The organism is Peribacillus sp. SRI_006 (assembly GCF_057586375.1).
The window spans coordinates 1-24790 of record NZ_JBYCZT010000005.1 but is presented as its reverse complement, the minus strand read 5'-3'; the positions used below and the strand labels follow the sequence as shown (position 1 = coordinate 24790).

At 40.1% G+C, this 24790-nt stretch carries 26 protein-coding genes; 9 read left to right on the top strand and 17 right to left on the bottom strand.

All coding sequences use genetic code 11. The features are described from left to right. Positions 1–85: 85 nt before the first annotated feature. The 7 genes from spoVAE to AC2YHV_RS07990 all read right to left on the bottom strand — a co-directional run bounded on the left by spoVAE (position 86) and on the right by AC2YHV_RS07990 (position 4043). The gene (spoVAE, locus tag AC2YHV_RS08020; protein ID WP_057278904.1) at positions 86–442 is read right to left on the bottom strand and encodes a stage V sporulation protein AE; all 357 of its coding nucleotides are present in this window, start codon (positions 440–442) and stop codon (positions 86–88) included. A 16-nt stretch (positions 443–458) separates the two neighbouring features. Beyond that, on the bottom strand, positions 459–1484 hold the full coding sequence (gene spoVAD / locus AC2YHV_RS08015; RefSeq protein WP_063577047.1) for a stage V sporulation protein AD: 1026 nt from the start codon (positions 1482–1484) through the stop codon (positions 459–461). A gap of 3 nt (positions 1485–1487) precedes the next feature. Then, a complete protein-coding gene (gene spoVAC, locus AC2YHV_RS08010) occupies positions 1488–1958 on the bottom strand; it encodes a stage V sporulation protein AC (protein WP_063577048.1) in 471 nt (156 codons plus the stop codon). Between the two features lie 16 nt (positions 1959–1974). Then, a complete protein-coding gene (locus tag AC2YHV_RS08005; protein WP_057278901.1) occupies positions 1975–2472 on the bottom strand; it encodes a YhcN/YlaJ family sporulation lipoprotein in 498 nt (165 codons plus the stop codon). 292 nt (positions 2473–2764) lie between these two features. Continuing rightward, positions 2765–3130: a DUF1360 domain-containing protein gene (locus tag AC2YHV_RS08000; RefSeq protein ID WP_487372996.1), complete on the bottom strand. Its 366-nt coding sequence runs from the start codon at positions 3128–3130 to the stop codon at positions 2765–2767. A gap of 14 nt (positions 3131–3144) precedes the next feature. After that, entirely contained in the window at positions 3145–3717 is a 573-nt protein-coding gene (locus tag AC2YHV_RS07995) for a hypothetical protein (protein ID WP_098185133.1), read from the bottom strand. Positions 3718–3728: 11 nt separating this feature from the next. Continuing rightward, on the bottom strand, positions 3729–4043 hold the full coding sequence (locus AC2YHV_RS07990; protein ID WP_475470423.1) for a hypothetical protein: 315 nt from the start codon (positions 4041–4043) through the stop codon (positions 3729–3731). A 221-nt stretch (positions 4044–4264) separates the two neighbouring features. Between AC2YHV_RS07990 and AC2YHV_RS07985 the strand changes: the two genes are divergently transcribed. Genes AC2YHV_RS07985 through AC2YHV_RS07975 form a run of 3 tightly spaced genes read left to right on the top strand, consistent with a single transcriptional unit; the run spans position 4265 to position 8062 of the window. Next, positions 4265–5401: a GerAB/ArcD/ProY family transporter gene (locus AC2YHV_RS07985; protein ID WP_487372995.1), complete on the top strand. Its 1137-nt coding sequence runs from the start codon at positions 4265–4267 to the stop codon at positions 5399–5401. Next, entirely contained in the window at positions 5358–6881 is a 1524-nt protein-coding gene (locus tag AC2YHV_RS07980; protein WP_487372994.1) for a spore germination protein, read from the top strand. The genes AC2YHV_RS07985 and AC2YHV_RS07980 overlap by 44 nt, the downstream gene beginning before the upstream one ends. Then, positions 6878–8062, top strand: a complete 1185-nt coding sequence (locus tag AC2YHV_RS07975) for a Ger(x)C family spore germination protein (RefSeq protein ID WP_487372993.1) — start codon at positions 6878–6880, stop codon at positions 8060–8062. Before AC2YHV_RS07980 ends, AC2YHV_RS07975 begins: the two co-directional genes overlap by 4 nt. Before the next feature lie 35 nt (positions 8063–8097). On the opposite strand, the gene fabI is transcribed toward AC2YHV_RS07975, so the two are convergent. Together fabI and mgtE are read right to left on the bottom strand one after the other, a co-directional pair. Further along, positions 8098–8871, bottom strand: coding sequence for an enoyl-ACP reductase FabI (gene fabI, locus AC2YHV_RS07970; RefSeq protein ID WP_098185134.1), 774 nt, complete (start codon positions 8869–8871; stop codon positions 8098–8100). 133 nt (positions 8872–9004) lie between these two features. Next, positions 9005–10381 (bottom strand): magnesium transporter, encoded by a 1377-nt coding sequence (gene mgtE / locus AC2YHV_RS07965; protein WP_034315491.1) that lies wholly within the window; start codon positions 10379–10381, stop codon positions 9005–9007. A 120-nt stretch (positions 10382–10501) separates the two neighbouring features. Here mgtE and prpE point away from each other — a divergent pair, with 120 nt between their 5' ends. Then, positions 10502–11245, top strand: coding sequence for a bis(5'-nucleosyl)-tetraphosphatase PrpE (gene prpE, locus AC2YHV_RS07960; protein WP_057278897.1), 744 nt, complete (start codon positions 10502–10504; stop codon positions 11243–11245). Between the two features lie 92 nt (positions 11246–11337). On the opposite strand, the gene AC2YHV_RS07955 is transcribed toward prpE, so the two are convergent. The 3 genes from AC2YHV_RS07955 to yjbM are packed head-to-tail and all read right to left on the bottom strand — an operon-like array spanning position 11338 to position 13734. Further along, complete coding sequence (locus tag AC2YHV_RS07955) at positions 11338–12252, bottom strand: RluA family pseudouridine synthase (protein ID WP_487372992.1); 915 nt, start codon at positions 12250–12252, stop codon at positions 11338–11340. A 17-nt stretch (positions 12253–12269) separates the two neighbouring features. After that, the gene (locus tag AC2YHV_RS07950) at positions 12270–13064 is read right to left on the bottom strand and encodes an NAD kinase (RefSeq protein WP_034314482.1); all 795 of its coding nucleotides are present in this window, start codon (positions 13062–13064) and stop codon (positions 12270–12272) included. A 49-nt stretch (positions 13065–13113) separates the two neighbouring features. Continuing rightward, positions 13114–13734 carry a GTP diphosphokinase gene (gene yjbM / locus AC2YHV_RS07945; protein WP_034314484.1) on the bottom strand — a complete coding sequence of 207 codons (621 nt, stop codon included), beginning with the start codon at positions 13732–13734 and terminating at the stop codon, positions 13114–13116. A gap of 319 nt (positions 13735–14053) precedes the next feature. Here yjbM and AC2YHV_RS07940 point away from each other — a divergent pair, with 319 nt between their 5' ends. The 5 genes from AC2YHV_RS07940 to AC2YHV_RS07920 all read left to right on the top strand — a co-directional run bounded on the left by AC2YHV_RS07940 (position 14054) and on the right by AC2YHV_RS07920 (position 17723). Further along, on the top strand, positions 14054–14632 hold the full coding sequence (locus AC2YHV_RS07940; RefSeq protein ID WP_057278895.1) for a CYTH domain-containing protein: 579 nt from the start codon (positions 14054–14056) through the stop codon (positions 14630–14632). A gap of 22 nt (positions 14633–14654) precedes the next feature. Next, positions 14655–15320 carry a lytic transglycosylase domain-containing protein gene (locus AC2YHV_RS07935; RefSeq protein ID WP_487372991.1) on the top strand — a complete coding sequence of 222 codons (666 nt, stop codon included), beginning with the start codon at positions 14655–14657 and terminating at the stop codon, positions 15318–15320. Positions 15321–15554: 234 nt separating this feature from the next. Continuing rightward, complete coding sequence (locus AC2YHV_RS07930) at positions 15555–15959, top strand: globin domain-containing protein (RefSeq protein WP_057278893.1); 405 nt, start codon at positions 15555–15557, stop codon at positions 15957–15959. After that, positions 15956–16849 (top strand): ClpXP adapter SpxH family protein, encoded by an 894-nt coding sequence (locus AC2YHV_RS07925; protein ID WP_082201283.1) that lies wholly within the window; start codon positions 15956–15958, stop codon positions 16847–16849. The genes AC2YHV_RS07930 and AC2YHV_RS07925 overlap by 4 nt, the downstream gene beginning before the upstream one ends. Positions 16850–17588: 739 nt before the next feature. Beyond that, the gene (locus tag AC2YHV_RS07920) at positions 17589–17723 is read left to right on the top strand and encodes a hypothetical protein (RefSeq protein WP_487373089.1); all 135 of its coding nucleotides are present in this window, start codon (positions 17589–17591) and stop codon (positions 17721–17723) included. 55 nt (positions 17724–17778) lie between these two features. Here AC2YHV_RS07920 and pepF read toward each other — a convergent pair whose 3' ends face one another. From pepF to spxA, 5 genes are all read right to left on the bottom strand, one after another. Beyond that, positions 17779–19596 (bottom strand): oligoendopeptidase F, encoded by a 1818-nt coding sequence (gene pepF, locus AC2YHV_RS07915; RefSeq protein ID WP_487372990.1) that lies wholly within the window; start codon positions 19594–19596, stop codon positions 17779–17781. Between the two features lie 167 nt (positions 19597–19763). Continuing rightward, on the bottom strand, positions 19764–20972 hold the full coding sequence (locus AC2YHV_RS07910; RefSeq protein ID WP_487372989.1) for a competence protein CoiA: 1209 nt from the start codon (positions 20970–20972) through the stop codon (positions 19764–19766). Between the two features lie 98 nt (positions 20973–21070). Further along, entirely contained in the window at positions 21071–22579 is a 1509-nt protein-coding gene (cls, locus tag AC2YHV_RS07905; protein WP_095679615.1) for a cardiolipin synthase, read from the bottom strand. Between the two features lie 90 nt (positions 22580–22669). After that, complete coding sequence (gene mecA, locus AC2YHV_RS07900) at positions 22670–23338, bottom strand: adaptor protein MecA (RefSeq protein ID WP_034314498.1); 669 nt, start codon at positions 23336–23338, stop codon at positions 22670–22672. A 494-nt stretch (positions 23339–23832) separates the two neighbouring features. Continuing rightward, positions 23833–24228 (bottom strand): transcriptional regulator SpxA, encoded by a 396-nt coding sequence (spxA, locus tag AC2YHV_RS07895; protein WP_034314502.1) that lies wholly within the window; start codon positions 24226–24228, stop codon positions 23833–23835. Between the last annotated feature and the right edge of the window lie 562 nt (positions 24229–24790).

Below are 24790 nucleotides of genomic sequence, written 5' to 3'. Positions count from 1 at the left end.
CGCTAAAGCTTACTGATAACATATGTAGGTCTGGACAAATATGTATAGGCCATGTCCCATTCCAAGGCTGCCTATTTCGCTAATTTTATCCTTTTGGCCTGAAAACCAATGCTCCGATGAATCCAAAAATGATTGCTGCAGAGATACCGGAACTCGTAATTTCAAACATACCTGTCAGTACGCCAACGAGCCCATGTTTTTCCGATTCCATCATCGCCCCGTTCACCAGCGAGTTCCCAAACGAAACGATCGGTATGGTTGCTCCTGCACCGGCAAAGTCAACCAGCGGCTCATATAAATCAAATCCGCCAAGAACAGCTCCTATTACAACGAATAAGCTTAACGTATGTGCTGGGGTCAGCTTAGCAACATCAAAAAGCAGCTGGCCTACTACACAAATCAAGCCACCGATGACAAAGGCCCAAAAAAACATTGCTAACATCGAAATCCCTCCTTTTTCATGAATTCATCCCATACTCAATGGACACTGCATGGGCGATGCACGGAATCGTATCTTTTTGCTGGACAGAAAGCGGCGACAATAACGCTCCTGTTGCGACAAGCAGGATTTTTTTATATTTACCGGAAATCATTTCATTTAATATATGACCGTATAAAACGACTGCCGAACATCCCGCACCGCTCCCGCCAGCCAAAACAGGCTGGTCCTTTTTAAAAATCATCAATCCGCAATCCTTGAATTTTTCCTGATTGATATTACAGCCCTTTTGTTTCAATAAGTCATGGGCTGCCTCACTCCCTATTTGACCTAAATCCCCAGTAATGATGAAATCATAATCATCCGGGGTCAAACCAGTATCTTTGAAATGGGCAAGTATCGTATCGACTGCAGCCGGGGCCATTGCTCCCCCCATGTTGAAAGGATCTTTCAATCCCATGTCAATGACCTTACCAATAGTGGCCGAGACAATATGTGGATATTCCCCTTGCTTGCTTCCATTAGGAGCAACCAGCGCCACCCCTGCTCCTGTTATCGTCCATTGGGCTGTAGGTGGCTTTTGCCCGCCATATTCAGTTGGATAGCGAAATTGTTTTTCAACAGCTGCATTGTGGCTCGATGCACCTGTCAACACATAGTTAGCCCCGCCATAATTAGTGATGAAGGCAGCTAGAGCAAGACCTTCCATCGATGTGGAACAGGCTCCAAACAAGCCGAAATATGGAATTCCATTGGTTCTTGCCGCAAAGCTTGTCGGTGTAACCTGATTGATTAAATCACCAGCCAAGAAAAACTGTACCTGCTCCTTGTCAATCTCCCCTTTCTCCAAAGCAAGCTCTACCGCTTTCTCCATCAAATGGCGATGAGCCTTCTCATATGAATCCTGCTCCATCCATAAATCGTCGTAAAGAATATCGAAATCTCCCGCGATTTCTCCATTAGCTTCAAATGGCCCCCCTGTTACCCCTGTTTCCAAGATGACCGGTTTATTGGTGAACATCCATGTTTGTTTTCCCTTTAACACCGCTTAGCCCCCACTCATTAGGTAAATCGTTTTTATCAACGCCACGACAAAGGCTGAAAATACTCCGAATAAAATAACCGATCCGGCCAATTTAAACATATTGGATCCAACTCCAAGTACAAAACCTTCCGTCCGATGCTCGATTGCTGCAGAAATGACTGCGTTACCGAACCCAGTGACAGGGACGGCACTCCCTGCCCCAGCAAACTGGCCAATGCGGTCGTAAAATCCGAAACCGGTCATCAAAAGGGCCAGAAACACCATGGTAGCCGTTGTCGGACCTCCAGCTGTCTGCTCTGTAAAGTTGAAAAAATAAATATAGAAGTAGGAAATGGCTTGTCCCACTATACAGAAAATGCCACCTACTAAAAAGGCCTTCAAACAATTCTTCACTATTGGTCTTTTAATTTCATGCTTCCCTTGAAGCTCTTGATACGCATCCTGTATTGGGGTCGTTTTATCCTTGCCGCTCATGTGTTGAACCTCTCTTCTAAATTAATTCTTTTTGAAGTTCTTCAATTTCCTTGAACTTCTTCCTTGCCTTTTTCTCGGGAACATCCTTTTCCTTGAGTAACTCGTTCAACCTTACTGATTCCAAAAAGATTTTATAATCGCTTGAAACAATAAAATCATTCTCTGGAAACTTTTCTTCCAGATTTTCAGTCACAGTCTTTTCGATTTTCTTCATATGAAAACGTTGTAAGTGCTTAACTTTATAAGCGACGATAATCTTTTTCCCGTTTTTCACGACGATCACATCATAGATTGTGTCTTCATTAGCAACTGTTTCCTTTACCTTTGAAATCAGTCCCTTTTCATCCTTCTCATCCATTCCATTAATGATATCCATCGGTTCAGGATTCGTACGTTTAATCATCGCGAAATTCTCCGTTTTTCCATCATTCTGATTGCTGCACGCCGTAAGCACACACAAAACAACTATAAAAATCAGCCAGCTTCCCTTAAAATATCTTCCTTGTCTGAACATAGAATCACATCCTAATTTATCGTTCTATTGTTATTTTCTTGTTTAACGGTTTTTTTATGAATGGTAGGATTAGGAAATAAAAAACCCTTCCAAAATGGAAGGGTTTTTTCACTCAATAGCCTTTATTTTTATTGTTATTATTACAGCCACAATCTTTCTTGATTTTGATTGGCTGATCTTTTTTTATCGGTTTTGCATATGCCCATGGATTATTCTGTTTCTGATTCAATTCATGACTCCTCCTTTAAGATCTATATCATACTATATGAATGATAAGACAAGTTGTTTCCAATCAAATGTCCATAATTTTGCTGATTATGACCTCAATTATCGCTCCTACTGCTGCAACGGCAAGGATCAATATCAGTACGTCGCCTATAAACCAATGTTGGATATAAAGGAAAACCAGAAAAAGGCTGACCCAGACACCCACACACCAAAAACAACTTAGCAATTGACCCATCCACCCCAGCAGACCCTTTTCTTTGGGCATTAAAAATATTTCAACAATTCCTTCTTCATTTTTTTCCTCTATCTCTTTAAAAAAGGGGCTGCGCAGCGGCTCCATGATTTTATCGAAAACGATCAAGCGTGTCAGCCTGAAGGAAGCCAAGCCTAATATGATAAATAAGGTAAATTCACTTTGTGGGGGAAACATTTAATATTGCTCCTTCACTTGGATTCTTCAATTATTTTGGCATCGATGATATCCGGCAGACCCACGAAACGGATATGGTTCCCTCTTTTAATTTTCACTGATTCCCCTCTCATGCCCAACACATGAAACCGAAGCTTTTCTCCGTTAATTACAGCCTCACATAATGGTTTTGGAAAACCTTGATGATTGGATAGGCGGGAAATGATGTCACGGGAAGATTCTTTCTTCTCCACCTTTTTCCTTTTTCTCTTAACTGGCTTTTCATTTTCCTGTTCTATTTGTTCAGGATGTTCCATTTTTTCAACCGGAGCTTGCTCAGGGACATATTCTTCCGTGATTTTCCTTAATCCCGTAATCTCTTTTTCAATTTCCTTCATGGCATCATAAACACCAAATTCGCGTTTGACCTGTTCGATTTTTTCTTCTTTATGCTCGGCCTCTTCCTGAAGTTCCGGCTCAGCGCTGTCTTGAGGTTTAGCCTTTTTCGTTCGAAAATCACTTTGCATATTTCCACGCAGATCTGATATTTTTGCTTGATCGACATATATAAGTGGTTTGGATTCCTTATCGCCATTTTTCCCTGACATGAAAACCCTCCTTAATATTTCAGAATATCCACGGACTGCAGCTGTTCCATTTGGTATTGGACAACTTTTTTCCCGAATTTATGCCTTATGAACAAACTGGATTCTTTTTTTTGTTCCAATTTCCCGAATAGTGTACGGTCATTGATAATGAACTTACAAACAGGCTTAGGTGCAAAGGCTGGAAGTCGGGACAATAGCTCCACCAATTCCTCGGCGGTATATGAAGTATTGATATTTTTTCCATGTAAATTGATATGTCTCTTCAGCGTATTTTGTATAGTTTGTTTTCCATCAGCACAAGGCACACCAATTTTTCCCACGTCCATGATACCCCTCCTTCTTTTTCTCGAATAGGGTTGAAAGCAGCTTTATGCCGATTCTCGCAAACAATGAATATCCGCTCTATGTATCATTTATATGAAACTCACCCTTCTTTATGCTGGAGATGTGACACTCCTTCAAAAAAGGACATCAACCAAGCTTGGATATGTTGGGCATTAGTGGAGAAAACTAATAAATAATGGCTGTTAAAGGAGGAGCTCCGAAGATGAAAAAAAGCGGAAAAATTTCAACTGTACAACTATCTTTAATCGTGATCACGGCTGTCGGTTTAAAAAATCATGTCACGATCCTTCCTCATTTACTGCCAAGTGCAAAACGGGATGGATGGATTTCCGTACTGCTTGCTCTAGGATTGATATTGATATGGTGTTTACTTTTGTTTTACATACACAAATCCACCGGACAGACCAACATATTTGTATGGGTGGAAACGAATATCGGAATGGCATCAGGCAAAATTTTATCCATTGCCACGAGTATCTTTTTCGCTTCATTAGCTGCAGTGTCGTTGAAAGAGATGATTGTGTGGACAAAAGTTTCCTATTTGCCCATAACGCCACCAATTCTCGAAATAATCCTTTTTACGGGATTATGTTTTTTTCTTGCTTCCACTAACATTCAAACGATTGTTATCACGAACACATTCGTACTGACTGCGGTAATCGTTTTTGGAATATTTGTAGCGATCGCAAATATTCAATTTAAGGATTTTTCACTATTAAAGCCCATTATGGAAAATGGTTGGTCTCCAGTTGTTTCTGGGATGATTTATCCTTTGTCCGGACTCATTGAGTTGATTGTCATATTATTCATGCAGCAGAAAGTCCATGGCCAATTAAAATTCAAGGTGTTTACATTAAATGCCATTATCCTCACCTGGCTAATCCTTGGACCCCTAATTGGTTCCATTACGGAGTTCGGTCCACTGGAGGCTTCCAGACAAAAGTATCCGGCATTTGAACAATGGGGACTGGTGACTTTAGGCAGATTCATTGAGCATCTTGATTTCCTCTCGATTTACCAATGGTTAACCGGAGCCTTCATAAGAGTATCGTTTTTCTTATTCTTATCACTGGAAGTGCTATCCATAAAAAAAAAGCGAAGCAAAACGATTTTGCTACTTGCCTATTCAATTTTACTTATCGTCGCCAACGCATACAGCTTCAGTGATGTAATTTTATATCACATTATCGGAGCATTTGTCATGCCGATTACGTTCTGGTTCTTTTTAGCAGTTTCCATCCTTTTAAGTATTTTTGTTTTCTCCAGCAACCGTAGCAAAAGGAGGCCCACATCCGATGTTCAAGAAACCCAAAAAGCAACTGTCCAAGCCGAAAAGTAAAAAGGATTACATAGAAAAACTTGAAATAAAAGAAGAATCCGATTTAAGAAAAATATTCCAAAATTCAGGAGATGTTTTTTTCCAAAGCAGTCTATATCGTAATGAGTTTCCCCTTAAAGTCACATTAATAGGATGTGAAGGACTTATCGATACCGAACTGTTAAATAATCTTGTTTTTGAAAGATTAACATTATTTTTTCAAAAGTACCCAAAGGGGAAGTTGACGATTGAGGAGTTAAAGGACTCCCTTTACCTTCCTCAACTCGCCGAAGTTAACACAAAAGAAGAGTTATTTGCAGATATCTACTCTGGGAAGTTAATCCTTCTCATTGAGGGATTCGAATATTTATTATCCGCTAATATTTCTAAGCGTCCCCAACGCAACCCTGAGGAAACATCTGCCGAAGTCACGATTAAAGGCCCTAGAGATAATTTCATAGAAGATTTATCCATTAACGTCGCTTTAATCCGTAAGCGAATGCGAACAAACTCCTTGAGTGTTAAATATTTCGAGGTGGGCAAGCGAACTTTGACTAAAGTCGCAGTTTTATATATGGACGACATTTCCAATCTCGATATGGTTCAGGAGATATCTCGAAAAATAGAAGCGATCGATGTGGATGGGATATATGGCGGTAATCAATTTATGGAATTGATTGAAGAAAAGCCATCGATACTTTTCCCTAGGCATGACTATTCGGGAAAGCCGGATTTTGCCGTACAATGCCTGTTAAAAGGAAGGCTCTTAATTTTAATTGATGGTGTTGCCTACACAATGATTACACCAATCAACCTCTTCATTGTCTTAAAAACATCCGAAGATAATGAATATCCGTCCATTTATGCTTCATTTGAAAGGACCCTTCGATTATTCGGTATTTTTATTGCGGCTTTATTACCTGGTTTTTGGGTCGCATTAACAACCTTTCATCAAGACCAGCTACCGCTGATATTGCTGGCAACGGTAGTGGAGTCCAGAAGGGGCCTGCCACTTCCAACCGCACTGGAGGCAATTACCATGGTGATCGTCTTTGAAATCTTCAAAGAAGCAGGGATGCGTCTCCCCACTTCGATTGGATCTACATTAAGTGTATTGGGAGCCTTGATCATAGGGGATGCCGCCATCCGTTCCGGTTTAACCAGTCCGGCCATGCTTGTTGTCATTGCCGGCTCAGCTGTTGCCACTTTCACTCTTGTCAATCAATCGATCATTGGCGTCATCAGCTTAATAAGACTCGTGGCCATTATATCCGCTTCATTTTTGGGACTTTTCGCATTTATGCTACTAGCTCTATTTTTATGTGCATATGTAAGTAATATCCGGATATTAGGAGTTCCTTATATGGAAGTTTCCGCTAATTTGAGTATGTCCAACATAGTCAAAACACTTTTTCGCATTCCTCCCTCATTTGATAAAAGACGACCATCCATCTTTTCTTCAAAAGATCCTACCAAGAAAGGTGAGGAAGGACATAAATGAAAATGAAATGCACTTTCATTCTTTTATTAAGTGTTTTCGTTCTAGCTGGCTGTTGGGATTCCAATGAACCTGAACGCCTTATGTATGCAAATGGTTTAGGTATCGATTATAAAAACGGAAAGGTCCTCGTTCACCTTCAAATAATAAATATGAAAGGATTAGCCAAATCGGAATCCGGTGGTGACCCAAGTTCACTTAGCGCAGCTGATGTTGGAACAGCTACTGGAAACACTTTGGAAGAAGCATTATTCAATTTATATCATACGGCCGATCGCCGTATTTATTGGGGACACCTCTCATTTGTGATTTTTTCTGAAGAAGCGCTTAATATGGGCGGGCTCAAATATACGGTTGATTTTTTGGACCGTTACCGTGAAACACGTTATCGGATGTTCTTTTTCATGACTAAAGATTCAATAAAAGATGCCATGCTCATTTCTCCCATTGAAAATATCTCCATGGCATTTTCAAAGTTGAGTGATCCGGATGATAACTATCATCAAAGTTCTTTCATCCCGCCCATTAATCTAAGAGAAATTATCATTCAACTGGATGAACCTGCTTATCAAGTATCCATACCAGAATTAAAAATAACAGAGCAATGGACCGGTCAGGATAAAAAGAAGAAGTCATTATTAATGGAAAGTGTAACAATCATTTCCAATAATAAAATAAAAGAATTTCTGCCGAATAATGTCATGAATGGAGGGCGTTTAGTCAATAAAGATTTCGTTCGTGATAGCATAACCCTTTTCCCCGGAACAAAAAAGGATACATCTGTCATCCTTTACGATAAAAAGACAAAAATCACTCCTATAATCGAGAAAAACGGCAAAGTCCGATTTGATGTGGACCTGAAAATAAGGGCAAGTGTGGAATTGATGAAAATTGATATAACGCGTAAACAATATGAATCAGAAATAAAACGCTCAATCAAGAAAGAGATAAAAAAGACATATCAATATACGCAAAAAAGAGATATCGATCTCTTCAAACTCTCTAAAATACTTTATCGGAATGAAAATGATACTTGGAAAAGAATTGAGAACGAAGGAATGATCCCCTTGGAAGATGATACGCTCAGATCAATTCGGGTTGAGGTAGAACTTCAAGATACCGGTAAACAAAAATTATCTCCTATCTTTGAAGGGCATAAAGACAAAGGAGTGGAAAATCAATAAAAAAGGGGACCGATATCGGTCCCCTTCTTTTACTGTCATCCGATTATATGGTAACCGGAATCCACATGGATATTTTCCCCGGTAATCCCACGGGACATGTCACTTAATAAAAATACTGCCGTATCCCCTACTTCTTCTGGTGTCGTTGTACGACGAAGCGGTGCTTCTTCTTCAATCTTCTTTAAAATGGTATTAAAGTCGCGAACACCTTTTGCGGATAGGGTACGGATAGGTCCCGCTGAAATAGCATTCACTCGAATGTTATCTTTGCCAAGATCACTTGATAGGTAACGGACATTGGCTTCAAGTGAAGCCTTAGCCACTCCCATTACATTATAATTAGGCATGACCCGTTCACCGCCAAGATACGTCATTGTGACGATGCTGCCGCCTTCCGGCATGATTTCTTTCGCCGCTTTAGCTACAGCTGTTAAAGAAAATGAACTGATATTATGGGCAAGCAAGAACCCTTCACGGCTCGTATTGACGAACTCACCGTCCAGTTCTTCCTTGTTAGCGAATGCGACACTGTGTACCACGCCATGAATGATACCTGTTTCTTCCTTAATCGTCGCAAAACATTTATCAATGCTTTCATCCTTCGTTACATCACATTGTAAAATGATGGAGGGCTCCCCTTCCAATGTAGAAGATAGTTCCCTAACGCTTTTTTCCGTACGGTCTTTTCCGTAAGTGAAAATCATCTTTGCACCTGCTTTATGTAAGGAACGGGCAACTCCCCAAGCAATACTTCTTTTATTCGCAACACCCATTATGACAAACGTTTTTCCCTCTAATGAAAAAGTCATCGTATGTGACCTCCTATTTTTAATACAAGTTATTAGTACCTGCTACCAATGACAGTATATCAAATTTCCTTTGATAAAAACACCGTTTTCTAAAGTCCTCTGGGAATGACCCTCCAGGAGGGCCATCTTTGACTTATAGTAAATAACCCATTAATAATGTTGCTAATCCAAAATAAATAAGAATACTGATAAGGTCATTTATAGTTGTAATGAAAGGACCTGAAGCTACTGCTGGATCGATTTTCATTTTATGCATGAGAAGCGGGACGATTGAACCGGCAAGTGTGGCAACGATCAGAGTTATGAAAATCGAAATACCGACCAATAACCCCAGCATTAAATCTTTTTGCCAAAAATAGACGATGAAAATGATGGCAATTCCGCATGTCAGACCAATAATAAGGCCAGTTCCAGCCTCTCGAAGGACTAGTTTCCACTTGCTTTCCTGTTCTAATTCACCTGTTGCGATTCCTCTGACCGCCACTGCCAATGCTTGTGTTCCTGTATTTCCAGCCATGCCGCCAATCAATGGAATAAATACAGCCAGAATCGCTTTTTGGCTTAGTGTCTCTTCGAATCGCCCGATCAAACTCGCAGTCAGCAAGCCTAAGAACAAGAGGATGACCAACCATGGCAGCCGTTTTTTTGCAGCTGAAAATGGACTCTTATCAACATGATCCAGATCAGATATACCGGCGAGTTTAGAATAATCATCGGATGCCTCTTCATCCATGACATCAATGATATCATCAACCGTAATAATCCCTAACAAATGGTTCTGGAAATCGACGACCGGCACGGCAAGGAAGTTATAGTCCCTTATTTTTCGTGCCACCTCTTCCTGGTCTTCAGATACAGGTACGGAAACTACCCTGTCATCCATTAAATCACCAATTAAAGCATCTTCATCTGCAATGATCAAAGTCCTGAGCGATAAAACACCAAGTAGCTTCTTTTCCTGATCGGTAACGAACACATAATATATCGTTTCCGCATCCGGAGCTTCCCTTTTTAAGATCTGCATGGCTGATCGAGCCGTTTCATTTGCTTCAATGGCAATGAACTCTGTCGTCATGATACTTCCTGCCGTAGATTCCTCGTAATTCAGAAGTTCCTGGATTTCGCTTGCCGCTTCATCATCCATGATGGTCAAATAGCTGACGGCCTGCTCATCATTGATTTCATTCAGGACGTCAGCAGCATCATCCGCATACATATGGGAAAGCATATCGGCTGCGTAAGAAGGATTCATTTCAGCCAACAGGCTTTCATAATCCTCTTCATCTATTTCTATATTCTCAAAAAGGTCTGCCATTTCTTCCGGTGACAAATATGTGTAAATGACGGATCTGAATTCATCTGACAAGCTTGTATAAAATTGAGCCTGATCATAAGGATGCATTTCGAGGAACTCCGTACGGAACTGATCTAGATTTTCCGTTTTAAGCGCTTCAAGCAAAAACTCGTTATTCACTTGACTACTCTCCCGCTCCCTCTCCCGGTCCTTCATCTCCTCCATAACCATACACCTCCTAAAACAAATTTTTCATTTCTTCGTTTATATTTTATTTTTTAAATAATACTATACTAATACCATAAACATATACAAAACAAACAAAGGATGTGTCAAATGAACATCGATATCATAGGGGACATTCATGGATGTTTCGCTGAATTCAGGCAGCTGACCGAAAAAATGGGCTATACATGGGAGACTGGGGTTCCTGTACATCCCTCTGGAAGGATTCTCGGCTTTGTAGGGGATTTAACCGATCGCGGCCCCAATTCCCTTCAAGTAATCGAGGTTGTCCATGAATTAGTCATTAACCAAAATATAGCAAGGTATGCCCCAGGTAACCACTGCAATAAATTGTATCGTTATTTTTCAGGCAATAAAGTACAAATATCACACGGTTTAGAAACTACTGTAGCTGAATATGAATCACTGAACAGTCGGGAGCAGAAGAAAATCCGAAAAAAATTCATGGATCTATATGAACGCTCCCCACTTTATCAAATCATGGATGAAGGGCGATTGATCATTGCCCATGCAGGAATTCGCAGTGACTATATTGGTCAATATAGCAGTAAAGTAAAAACCTTTGTCCTCTATGGTGATATAAATGGCTCCAAACATCCGGATGGGTCTCCGGTCAGGAAAGACTGGGCCAAATCATACAAAGGGGAATCTTGGATCGTATATGGCCACACACCTGTCCCTGAAGCTAGACAAGTCAATCATACATACAATATTGATACAGGCTGCGTCTTCGGTGGAAAACTGACGGCTGTCCGTTATCCCGAAATGGATCTTCAAGAAGTGCCTTCAACCATGCCATATATAGCGGAAAAATTCAGGACATCTTTTGATTAACCAAAAAAACTCGCCATCTTGGTGAGTTTTTTTGCGTCCATGATTTTTTTCAAAATCCTGAATCGTTCGTTTTAATGTGCCCCGTTATAAAATCAGGAATGCCATCCTTTACTTCCATCGAGCAAACGGGACATATCTTCTGGCAACTCTTCTTGAAACAACATCATCTTCTTTGTGAAAGGATGTAAAAATTTCAGCTCAAAACAATGCAGGGCTTGGCGAGGTATACCTCTCCTGTTCCCTCCATATAAATCATCACCAGCCAGCGGGTGACCAATATGAGCCATATGGACCCTGATTTGATGCGTACGCCCTGTTTGGAGTTCCAAATCAAGGAATGTATGGGACTCTGTGTGTGCCAATACCTTAAATAGGGTACAGGCATGTCGGCCATCCTCCCTAACTTCCCGTTCGATGATGCTGGTCGATTTTCGTCCGATTGGCGCCACTATCTCTCCTACAGGTCCTTCAACGATCCCCTCAGCTATGGCTTGGTATCTCCGTTTAACCTGTCCTGATTTTTGCTGTTCACTTAATAGGTGATGGATATGCCGGTGCTTGGCAATTAAAACCAGACCTGATGTATCCCGGTCAAGACGTGTAACTATATGGGTCGTCGCCTGTACTCCCGTCTTCCTATAATAACCCGCCAAGCCATTCGCCAGACTGCCGTTGGGATGCTCGCGGGAAGGAATGGTATTCATGAAAGGGGGTTTGGCCACCACCAATACAAACTCATCTTCATACCTGACATCCAGGGGGATCGGTTCCGGTAAAAGGCCTTCGCTTGCCTGCTCCGGCGGGAATATGACGGTGACAGTGTCACCTGTTTCAATCCGTTCCCTTACGGTTACTTCTTCACCGTTCAACCGGATATATCCACCTTTAAACTTAATATCCGTTAATGCTCGTTTTGAAATATCGCATTTGCTGAGAAACTCTCGCAATAAAGAGCCAGAATCCTCTTCAGAAACCGACCAGGTCAAAGAAAAGTTTTGATTTGACATGAGGTGAGTCTATCTCCTTAATTAGCAATAAATGAATCATGCACTCTTTTCCAGAAAGGAAAAGGGCGGAATCTGGCAAATCGGATTTTTTCATCTGCCACCCGGCACTGTATCGACTTTACATTTTCCTGAAGCAAGGACAAATGGTCGACCGTAATTTGAAAATTGACCGCATTGACCGGCCTGAACATACATGTATGATGTGCCGGCAGCAGAAGTGGAGATCCTACCGTTCTAAACACCCGGTTATTAATGGATGCCAATTCGGTAATCTGGATGGCATCGATTGATGGATGGACGATGGCCCCGCCAAGCGCCTTATTATACGCCGTGCTTCCAGATGGGGTCGCAATGCATAAACCATCTCCACGGAACGTCTCGAAATGCTGGCCGCGTATTTCAACGTCCATTACGAGCGTCCCTTCAACACTTTTGACTGTCGATTCATTCAAAGCCAAAAATCTGTTTTCCCGTCCTCCATGCTGATAACGGACAATCGTTTCAAGCAGTGGATATTCCACTATTTGAAATGGGGTTTTGGCTAAAGCTATCACCAATTTTTCAATTTCATCAGGGGTCCAATCTGCATAAAACCCAAGATGTCCTGTATGTACTCCAACAAAGGCAGTTTTATCCAATCGATTCTTATAACGGTGAAAAGCATATAATAAAGTGCCATCACCACCGACAGAAATGACAATATCCGGCTGATCTTCGTCATATTCCAAATGAAAGTCCTGAAGATACGTTCGCATCCTTTGCATTAAAGTATTCGATTTCGCATCTCCTTTTGACGTAATCGCAAATTTCATGTAATCCCACCTTCAATTTAGATTTCTTCTCGTTTACCCATTTATTTGTTCAAGAATCTTTCTTCCGGGAAAAAAGACGCTGGGCTTCCTGGATTTCCGTACGGATTTGCGACATCTCTGCATCAAGCAGGAAGGCAGCTTCAGCTGCACGTTTGAGTCGCAGTTGAATATCTTCCGGGAAAATGCCTTTATATTTATAATTTAAAGAATGTTCAATCGTCGCCCAAAAATTCATCGCAAGAGTCCTGATTTGAATTTCGGCAAGGATATTCTTTTCGCCATGGATCGTCTGGACCGGATAGCGGATTACAACATGATAAGAACGATAGCCGCTAGCTTTTTTATGGGAAATATAGTTCCTCTCCTCGACTATCTCGAAGTCATTTCGACCTCGTAAAAGTTCAACCACCTGTTCGATATCATCCACGAACTGGCACATCATGCGAAGCCCTGCAATATCCTGGATCTCAGTTCCCAATTTATCAATGGGAATGTCCTTTAGGCTCGCCTTATCCAATATGCTGACAATCGGCTTTACCCTGCCTGTTACAAATTCGATCGGTGAGTGAATATTCTCTCTCTCAAACTGTTTCCTTAAACCCTTTAGCTTAACCTTCAATTCTTCGACAGCCTGAGTATAAGGCGCCAAGAAATCGTCCCAACTCTCCATTGCCACACCACCTATATCTATCTAAAAAGCGCCTGTTCAACTCTGGTATGGGCAGAACGCTCTCCTAAACCCAGCAGCCAAATGACTTTATGCCAATTCACCACTGGATCCTTTTAAATCTTTCTCTAGCAAAGAATATGTATTAAATTTCTATATATACGATTGACCAATTCTCGTGCTCAACGTTTATATTTTATCATATCCTGCAATTGATTCCTAAAAATTCAAGTACAATAGCAAAAAATTATTGAATTCAATTTGACAGCTGGAATGGTTCTTATATGATTAACCTAAGAATAAGCGAGAAAGGATGGGACACATGAACCAGCATATTGAAATTGAATTTAAAAACCTCTTAAGCGAAAAAGAATTTCGTCAACTGATCGAATACTTTCATGTCGGGGCATCGAACTTTAAAACACAGAAAAACCATTACTTCGATACACTTGGATTCTCTTTGAAACAGCAAGACTCTGCACTTAGGATCAGGGAGAAAAATGGGCGATACGAGCTGACTTTAAAACAGCCCGCTAAAGAAGGATTATTGGAAACGAATCAAGATATTCCTGAAGAAACCGCATATGGCTTCCTGAAACATAACATATTCCCTGGTGGCGAGATCCGGCATCTTATCCTCGAGTGCGGAATTGATCCAAAAGACTTTACCTGCTTTGGGACACTACAGACAGACCGTTTTGAATTTCCTTACAAAGAGGGTCTGCTCGTTTTAGACCATAGTTCGTATTTGAATCAGGAAGACTTTGAGCTTGAATATGAAGTGTCGGATGCAAAAGCCGGGAAAGAAAACTTCCTGACCCTCCTTGAATCCCTTAAAATTCCGGTAAGGGAAACCGAAAATAAGGTTAAGAGGTTTTATCGTGCCAAATTCCAAAAATAATCCTGTTTGAACCCATTCGGAGGTGGAGAGTTTGAAAATCGAAGATTTCAAAACGTTTATGGAATTGCAGGCAATCCAGCAATTCACGAACGGCAACATCAAAAATACAAATTCATCTCGATACGTTTTCCAGGACATGCTCTCGGCATTGGTTTCGAGTGATGCTCTAGAAGGCGCTTCGCAGACATTGGGTTCCTTATTATCCAATGTGGAAACGGAAGCGAAGAAGTCCTTTCTTCAACCCATCGGCCTGACATCGAACATCAACCCGATTTCCGCTGCCCATGCTAACAATCAGAGCAGCGGAAACGCAACAAACTATGATCATATCATCAGCCAGGCGGCAAGTTTATATAATCTCCCGGAAAAACTGATTAACTCTGTCATTAAACAAGAATCGAACTTCAACCCTGAAGCCACCAGTTATGCGGGTGCAAACGGCCTTATGCAGTTAATGCCAGCAACTGCAAAAAGCCTTGGGGTGGATGATGCAACCGATCCAGAACAAAACATCATGGGCGGGAGTAAATATTTAAGTCAAATGATGGCACGTTATGACGGGGACATTCAGGTTGCCCTTGCTGCATATAATGCTGGGCCAGGAAATGTCGATAAATATAACGGCATCCCTCCTTTTAAAGAAACTCAGAACTATGTCCAAAAAGTTTATGGCACATTTTTAAGCTAAAGCAAGCTGACCCTGTTTATTTATGATGGGTCAGTTTTTTACATGTCTATATATGCTTCTTCCACGCACCTTGAACAAATGGTAAAGCTCCTCAAATGCTGTCATCTTCGATCATTTCCTTGTGTCATACTACAGATGTAAAATTTTCTTTAAGCTATATATTTGTTATATCAGTACGTCATTGATAAAATATGATTAAATATCAACCATCTTTCTTTAAAAGGAGTAATCAACATGATGCAAGGGAACCCTACACCATATGAATTAATTGGAGAAGGGCAATTACACAAATTAATTGATGTGTTTTACTCCAACGTTAGTCAACACCCGGATCTGCAGCCACTATTCCCTGACGATTTAACTGAAACGGTCCGTAAGCAAAAACAATTTATGACTCAATATTTAGGCGGTCCCTCTTTATATACCGAAGAGCATGGCCATCCTATGTTGCGGGCTCGACATATACCTTTTGAAATTACACCAGAACGTGCGAAAGCATGGCTCTCATGCATGTATCAAGCCATGGACGAAGTTGGCCTTGAAGGTGAGATTAGGGAGTTTTTCTATCACCGCCTCTATTTGACGGCACAGCATATGATCAATACATCCGGAACTGACGGGAAAGGAGAAGACAGTTGAGCGCACAAAAACCAGTTTTCAATATTTCCGATTGGATCAAGACGCAGCATTGCTACGAAATAGGAAAAAAGCCAATTGAAATTTATGTTTTTGTTGATCCGCTTTGTCCCGAATGCTGGGGCTTAGAACCAATTATTAGGAAATTACAGATAGAATATGGCCAACTGTTCAGTTTACGCCATGTTTTAAGCGGTAAAATCGATTCTCTTAATATGGGGAAAAATAAAAATTATGAAAACCTTGCTCAAGTTTGGGAAAAGACAGCCAGCCGCTCGGGAATGTCCTGCGACGGGAGCCTTTGGTCTGAAAACCCAATCTCTTCTCCATATACAGCTTCCATCGCAATAAAGGCAGCGGAATTGCAGGGCCGTAAATTGGCCATTCGTTTTTTAAGGCAGCTTCAAGAATATGTATTCATAGGTAAAAAGGATATATCCAATATCGAGGTCTTGACCGAATGTGCCAAAATGGTCGGTTTGGATGTGGAGGAATTCCTTTATGACATCAATTCTTCCAGTGCAGCAAAAGGCTTTCAATGTGACATGAAAATCACAAGTGAAATGGAAGTGACTGAAATACCTTCCCTTGTCTTTTTCAATCAAAATATTGAAGAAGAGGGAATAAAGGTTTCAGGTGTCTATTCTTACGAGGTATATGTTCAAATTTTAGAAGATATGCTGAATGGTCTTCCAGCCCCCGCACCCCCTCCCTCTCTCGAAGAATTTCTAAGCTGTTTCAAACTAGTGGCCACAAAGGAGATTGAAACGGTTTATAATATGAGTAAGAATACCGTCGAGTTGGAAATGAAAAAGCTTGTTTTAAAACAGTTGGCAGAGAAAATTCCTGCTAAATACGGAACGTTTTGGAGATACACAAAGAAGCAGTCATGAATTTGACTGCTTCTTTGTTATATATTTAAAAGGAAAAACCATGCAAATCAAAAGATTGCATGGTTTTTTTATTATAAGAAATAAGGGGATGGGAGAACTTTTTCACGATCAAACAAAGGGGTATAAGTTTGTTTGTGATTCACTTCACAATATATAATATAACAGATAACCCATTTATGTTTCAACCATATGTGTAACTTTTCACAAATTGTTCACAATATATATTTTTCGTCTTTTATTATCCTTTCTAGTATATATAGCTAAATAAGAGACGGTTTTAATTTTTAGGCCATACGTGTTTTGATAGCTGATTTAGTATGGGATTGAGTCCATTTGTGAAATGCGTCACAATAATAACTAAACATTTCTTTTTATTCATTCAGCTTACGTTCAACTTTTATTACTACCGGTACCATTATATTTCATGGACATGAAAAACCCCGGCAAATCACGAAATTTGCTGGGGTTTTCACCTATTTATACGATTAAGGGGATAGGAGAAATTTCACGACGAACAAACAAAGGGGTATATGTTTGGGATGTGATAACTTCTATATCTGTACTATAGCAGATTACACACCTTATTTGCAAGAACTTTGTGCGCGACTTCACATTATTGTCATATTCTTAGAATACTGCTTATTCTAAAACATACTATCTAATAATGAGCAGATGAGTTTTTACTGCTGCCAGGTTGGAGGTGACCAAATTGAAAGGCTTTATTCTACTCATACTCTTGATGGGGTCGCTATTTGTCCAGCTACTCGGTATCATGGACCTCATTCCTCTGTATTTTACCTCCCCTATTTTATTTTTTGTTTTGTTCATAATTCTTCATAGCTTAAATCAGAGAAATCGTTTTAAAGGATTATGACGGACATCCAGATAAAGATGAAAAGGACCCGAAGTGTCCGGGTCCTATCCACATCCTATTTATTCAAAAGTTCTTCCAACTCATTTAATTTTTCTTCGAATACATTCATGGCTTCTTGTACAGGCTCGGCTTTTGTCATATCGACGCCGGCCTTTTTGAGTACTTCAATCGGATAATCGGAACTTCCTGATTTCAGGAACTCCAGGTACCTTTTGACAGCAGGCTCTCCTTCTTCAAGGATTTGCTTACTCAATGCTGTTGCTGCACTGATTCCAGTTGCATATTGATAAACATAGTAATTATAGTAGAAGTGTGGAATACGAGCCCATTCCAAACCGATTTCTTCATCAATGGTCACGTTCTCGCCAAAGTATTTCTTGTTCAGCCCATAATATTCCTTAGTAAGCATATCCGCCGTCAACGCTTCTCCACTTTGAGCTTTTAAATGAATGGTATGTTCAAACTCAGCAAACATCGTTTGTCGGAACAATGTGCCACGGAAGCCTTCCAGGTAATGGTTCAGTAAATAGATGCGTTTCTTTTCATCTTCGATCGAATTCAGTAAATAATCATTCAACAGGTTTTCATTACAAGTGGATGCAACTTCCGCTACAAAAATTGAATAATTCCCGTATGGATATGGCTGATGTTTACGTGTATAGTAGCTATGGACCGAATGCCCAAACTCATGAACGAGCGTGAATAAGTTATTGACGTTATTTTGCCAGTTCATTAGAATATAAGGGTTCGTCCCGTATGTCCCCGAAGAATAGGCACCGCTTCGTTTCCCTTTGTTCTCATGCACATCGACCCAACGGTTTTCAAATCCCTCTTTCAAAACGTTCAAATAGTCCTCCCCTAGCGGAGCAAGACCTTTAAGGACATAATCTTTGGCCTCGTCATATGTCACTTCCATCTTCACTTCTTTAACAAGAGGAGTGAATAAATCATACATATGAAGTTCATCTAATTCCAGTACCTTTTTACGTAAATCAAGATAACGGTGCAGTAATGGCAAGTTGTCGTTGACCGTTTTAACGAGATTATCGTATACGGTCTCCGGAATGTTATTATTACTTAAAGCCGCTTGGCGTGCTGAATCATATTTTCGAACCGTGGCATTGAAGTTGTGGTTTTTCACCTCACCTGACAGTGTTGAAGCAAATGTATTACGGAACTCCCCGTACTTGCTGTATACCCCTTTAAATGCCTCCTCACGTACACGGCGATCTTCACTCTCAAGAAATCTGATATACCTTCCGTGAGTAATTTCCACTTCATTTCCCTCTTCATCCTTGATGGTCGGGAATTTCAGATCGGCATTGTTAAGCATACCGAAAGTATTACCCGATGCATCGAGTACTTCTGATGCCTGTGCCAATAGTTCTTCCTGCTCTGCTGATAGGATATGGGGTCTCTGAAGATTAATTTCCTCTAAAGAATGTTTATATAATTTCAATTCTTCTTTTTCTTCCAAAAACCCTTCCACTTTACTTTCGTCAATACTCAATAGTTCAGGAACCATATATGAAAACGCAGCCGTTGCCTGTGCGTATAAAGCTTTTGCCCGATCCTCCATCCCTTGATAAAATGGATTGGTTGTATCTTGATCATTGCGCATATGTGAATAAGAATAAACTTTCCCTAGCTTCTCGAAAACCTCATCTTGAAGTTGGAGGGCCGCAAATAGCTTTTCTGCGCTTTCTCCCAACGTCCCTTTATGCGCCTCCGCTTTCTTGAGGTCTTCCTTTACCGCTTTGAAGGCAGCTTCCCAATCTTCCTCGGTTGCGAAGATATCTTCCAGTCTCCACGTATCTTCAGGAGCTATTTCACTTCTTGAAGGTAATGTATTCGTTTTTGTTTCCTGTGCCATAAAAATTCCTCCCCATTCTATAGAAACTTGCCATTGGGCTAACTCATTAAACCGGATTGAACACTGCAATGCTTCATTCTGTTTAATTCCCAGTTCTTATTACTATTTCTCCATTTACAAAAATAATCCTGCCATTTCATCTGAATTCAAGATAAATTGAGATGTCATCACTGATTATAATGGATATTCCCCTTTTCCATCATCAATTTATGCTTATCATAGAAATCTTTTTCCAAAATTTGAGCTTGATCACTGGTGAAGGGAAGGGTAAATTCCTTTTCAATTTTAAAAACCCCTTCTTCCAGCTTTGATAAATAACCCAATTGTTCCAAAATCATGATATATTGATCAATAGGATACTCGATGGTTTTTTCATGAAGCAATGGCAACGGTCTGAACTTTATTTCCCCTTTTTTTGAACGCTTTCTAAAAATGCGGATAATATCAGCCATATAAATCTTTTCCCCTGTTCTTTTCTCCTGAAACGCATCCATGTATAACCATGCCTGCCATTCGATTGAGGCAGTTTCGATCAACAGCATCCCTCTGACGGGAACACCCACTTCAATTGGAAGTGTCGCAGGTGAAATATGATGTAAATATAGGGCTTCGAAAAAAGGATCGCATCTGCGTGCTGTTTTCACTCGATGGAGCGACCAGCCTTTTCGTTTATATCTCCATACAGGCAGAAAAGGGAAACGAAAGCAGTTTTGGGGCACTGCCCGACTAGGGGGAAGGAGCTTTAGAGAAGCTGTTGTCAATTCGGCAAAGACGGTTCTAGGGGTAAAAGGAGTGAGGTTCTTCAATACTGATAAATGATCAGTTTCCGGGCAATACATCCAAAGAAACGGATGATGGAAGCTGCCGGTGACGAAGAGCCATTGGAAGCGGGATATACTGAATTCATAAAAGCTTTTCCTTTTTAAGCTTTTTGCAGCGAGGATCCAGATTGGTTTAATGCCTATGCTTTGATAGGCTCTTGACCTTTCCATGAATTCCGCTTCGGGGATAACTGAGCATTGAAATTCTATCGCATAACGATTACCTCCTATCCTCACTAAAATATCAGTTCTTTTCTTAATTTCGGGAAGGTAGGCTTCTAGATCCACTTGATAACCATGTGATAAAAACCACTGAAACAATTTTCTTTTCCCCATTAAATGATAGGCGGATTCCGGTTCTGAAGCAGCACGGCATGAAGAACTATTTTTATGGGCGAAATGCGGAACCCTTACACTGCCCGCTTTGATGGTCAATTCCATCTTGCAGCATGGACAGTAATAATCTGCTGACTTTCTCCAGTCATCAATCATGTTTGCCGGTATCTTTTCAGGGAGGGTAATCCAAGTCCCTTCTTTATTTATCGCAGTTAGCATACATCTCCTCCTCACCCACTACATTCGCCTGGTTCGCTTAGGATTCCTTTTAATGTGAAAAAAAAAAATGCCTGAACGGCATAAAAGAGAGTTACTATCTAAAGAAGGGGTGAAAGCAATCGGCAAGTGGACTCCAATAATTTCAAACCGAAATTCCGTTTGGAAAACTCATCAATCTCCACTTCCTTGGATACCTTTATATCTTCCATGTAATCATTCACCAGCTGCTGAGCACTTTCCGTCCGGTAAAGAAATGCATTGACCTCGAAATTCAGGTGAAAGCTTCTCATATCGATATTGGTTGTCCCAATTGATGCCATTTGGTCATCCACTATGATGATTTTACTATGCATGAAGCCTTCATTATATTGAAATATACGAACTCCAGAAGCAAGCAATTCGGGAAAATAAGTTCTCGAAGCATGAAATACGATACGTTTATCGGGGTTCTTAGGGACGAGAAGCCTGACATCCAAACCACTTAAAGCAGCCACCTTTAACGCTTGTAAGATATTGTCATCAGGAACGAAATACGGGGAGGCAATCCAGACGGACTTTTCTGCTGAAGTGATCATCTTAAAAAAAATGCTTTTAATGATCGTCCATTCACTATCCGGCCCTCCGCCAATCAATTGAACTCCGCCATATCCGTGATGGTTCGGCATTCCGGTCATGAGGTATTCATCGCTTAAAAAACTATTGTTGGTGCTATAATACCAATCCTGCAGAAATATGAGCTGTAACGTCCTGACAGCTTCCCCCTTTATGATGAGATGCGTATCCCGCCAAGAACCGAATTTCTGGTCTTGTCCCAAATATTCATCCCCTATATTGAGGCCGCCGATGAAACCGACAGAGCCATCTATCACAATTATTTTACGATGGTTGCGAAAGTTGAATTTATTATTTAATAAAGGGAGATGCAACGGACCAAAGGCCACCATTTCGGCTCCCGCATTCTTCAGTTCATCGATATAAGATCGGGCTAACTTCCAGGAACCAACCGCATCATACAGAAAACGGACCTTTACCCCTTCTTTTACTTTTTGTATCAAGATGTCTTTTAGCAGTCCGCCAATGCGGTCATCCCTAACAATATAATATTCTAAATGAATATGATGTCTTGCTTTTTTTAATTCTTCGATGATATTGGAAAATGTCTCCTCACCATTCCGTAAAACCCTGGTTTCGGTCGTAAATGATACAGGGCTATTCCCCAGCCTATTTGCAAGAGTGATTAACTGCTGAGGGTGCTCGCCCATTTCCATAATTCGTTCATTATATCCCGCTTCGCCGCTTATTTTCACGAAAGTCTGTTTATCCAAAAAATACTTCTTGCGAAATATCCTATCTTTCCGAAAATTACGGCCAAACAAAAAGTAAAAAATGAAACCGATGAATGGGAAAGCGCAAAAAATAACAAGCCATGTTATGGTCTGGATGGGATCTCGATTTTCGAGGAAAATGTTGAATCCAATTATCACCAAGAAAATGGTCAAAATAAGGCTAGAATAAAAAATCAGCCCGCCATCAACGTCATTTAACAGAAAATGCCAAGTGCTGACCAACATGAGAATAAGCAGACCGATGCCAACTATATTCTTCACCTAGACTCCCTCCAATTAACAAACACAGGAACACTAAAAAAACCCCCTTAGACGAAAAGGCCGATTTCTACTGAAATCGGCCTCAACAGTCTATGCGAAATATTTATCGACCGTTGTGAATACATCATTTTCGATAACTATCTTTCCGTACTCTTCAAGCATGTGCACCGTTATAGGCGACTCCTGGCTATATTCCAATAAAAGACTTAGAACATTATCGATTTCTTCCTCATCAATCTCCGCTTCGGAAAATTCGATATAAAGATAATATTTATTCTGATAAACATAAAGTTTAGTCGTCCAATCATCCAAGCCATGACGTTTGCTTAATGAAATGACATCTTCGAAATCCTCGAAAGTCGTGATGAATTCAATCATACCATCTTCGAATGTCATACCGCTTTCTTCATCTTTGCCATGAAAATGTTGATCAAGAAGCGTATCCATCTTGTCTGATACATTCAAATCCCTTAACTTATCATCTGAAAGAGGCAGCTCGAGTTTCTGACCATCTTTGGCAAGCTGGGCTTTTGTGACCAAAACTTCCAAGCCTTTTTCAAGGGCTTGAACTTGAATCCATAAAGGTCCTTCAATCATGAATTCTTCTTCCTGATGCACTTCATCCATCATTTCCCAAAAAAGTTCCTCACTTCGCTCGCGGCTGTACCAAATTTCTTCGCGATCAAAGCCTCTTTCCTCAATATCTATATAGGAAATATAAAATTTTACTGTATCGTCATTAATGCGTTCGATTTCCATGATTCCCCTCTCCCTTCCTTTCTCATTTTGAAGGGATAATAACCCCCAAGCGAAAATTGCTCTTAAAAGCTCTTTACCCGTAAGTGAATACTGTAAATCATGATAGTCATTAAAACAGACTATTTTACATCATTTTATGACAAAACCTTGAAGAAGGGAAATAAAAAACATTACTTATCTAAAAAACAATTGTTTGCCTAATATTCCATTCATTCTATAAAAAAATACATCCGCATGCAACTATCATAATGCTTTATTAAATTTCACTCTTACTGCCGTCAATGTCATATTATATACATGGCATGATGAGCTGCATTCTTATTTTTTCTTTAAATGATGACCGGTTCAAGGGACCTGTTGCAGCTAAGAAACGACCGCTGTCGCCTATCAATCCTGTTATGTTCCCCGTCATTAAGTTAAAAAAATCAGCGGAAAATCGGATATGTATAAAGAAAAAGCCCTGCACATTTCCTGGCAGAGCTTGAAAGACCTTATTAGTTGACCATACGTTGTGCTTCCCGTAATTGGAAGGTACGAACTTTACGTGGTAAAAATCGTCTTATCTCATCTTCATTATAACCAACTTGAAGCCGTTTCTCGTCAAGGATAATTGGACGTCTCAACAGTCCAGGATTCTCCTTGATCAATTTATATAATTCTTGAAGAGGCAGGCTCTCTAAATTTACGTTTAACTTTTGGAAAGTTTTTGACCGTGTTGAAATGATTTCATCGGTACCATCTTCTGTCATTCGAAGAATTTCTTTAATCTCATCAATCGTTAACGGTTCTGAAAAAATGTTTCTTTCTTTATATCCAATCTCATGTTCCTCTAACCATGCTTTTGCTTTTCTGCATGAAGTACAACTAGGTGATGTATATAATGTTACCATGCTTACTCACACTCCCTAAATATAGAATCGGTGATCTATGAGGGGAAATCTACTATTAGTATTCATAAGTACCACTCTAATTTGAAATAATTTTAAATAAGTATATCATGTTCCTTATTATACACTAATTTTTTTAAAATGAATACCCTTTTTGATATTTGAAAAAATCCTTTAAAACTTCCTGTTCAGGCTGTACTATAGCTATTTCATTTTTTTATGTAATACATTAAGACCACATTTTCTAATTGAAAAAACATACCTGCCATTCTCATTTAACTCTCAATTCGGCCCTCATGATTATTTAATTATCTCGTTACTTTTATTTACCCCCAATCCTTGTCAATAAACAAGATCATGTTAATATATTTTCTTTAATAAAAAGCAAATTCCTCCTTTTACAAGAAAAACCATTCTTTTAGCACATATATTTCCAAAAGTGAAAAAGGTAATTCGAAAGAATCCGCAATAAGGGAGTAATCTACCATCCAAGAAGTTATGGATATTCATTTGCCTGCAGAATATGCCAATAAAAGACAGTTAGTCTTCAGTCTAAAAAAAGATT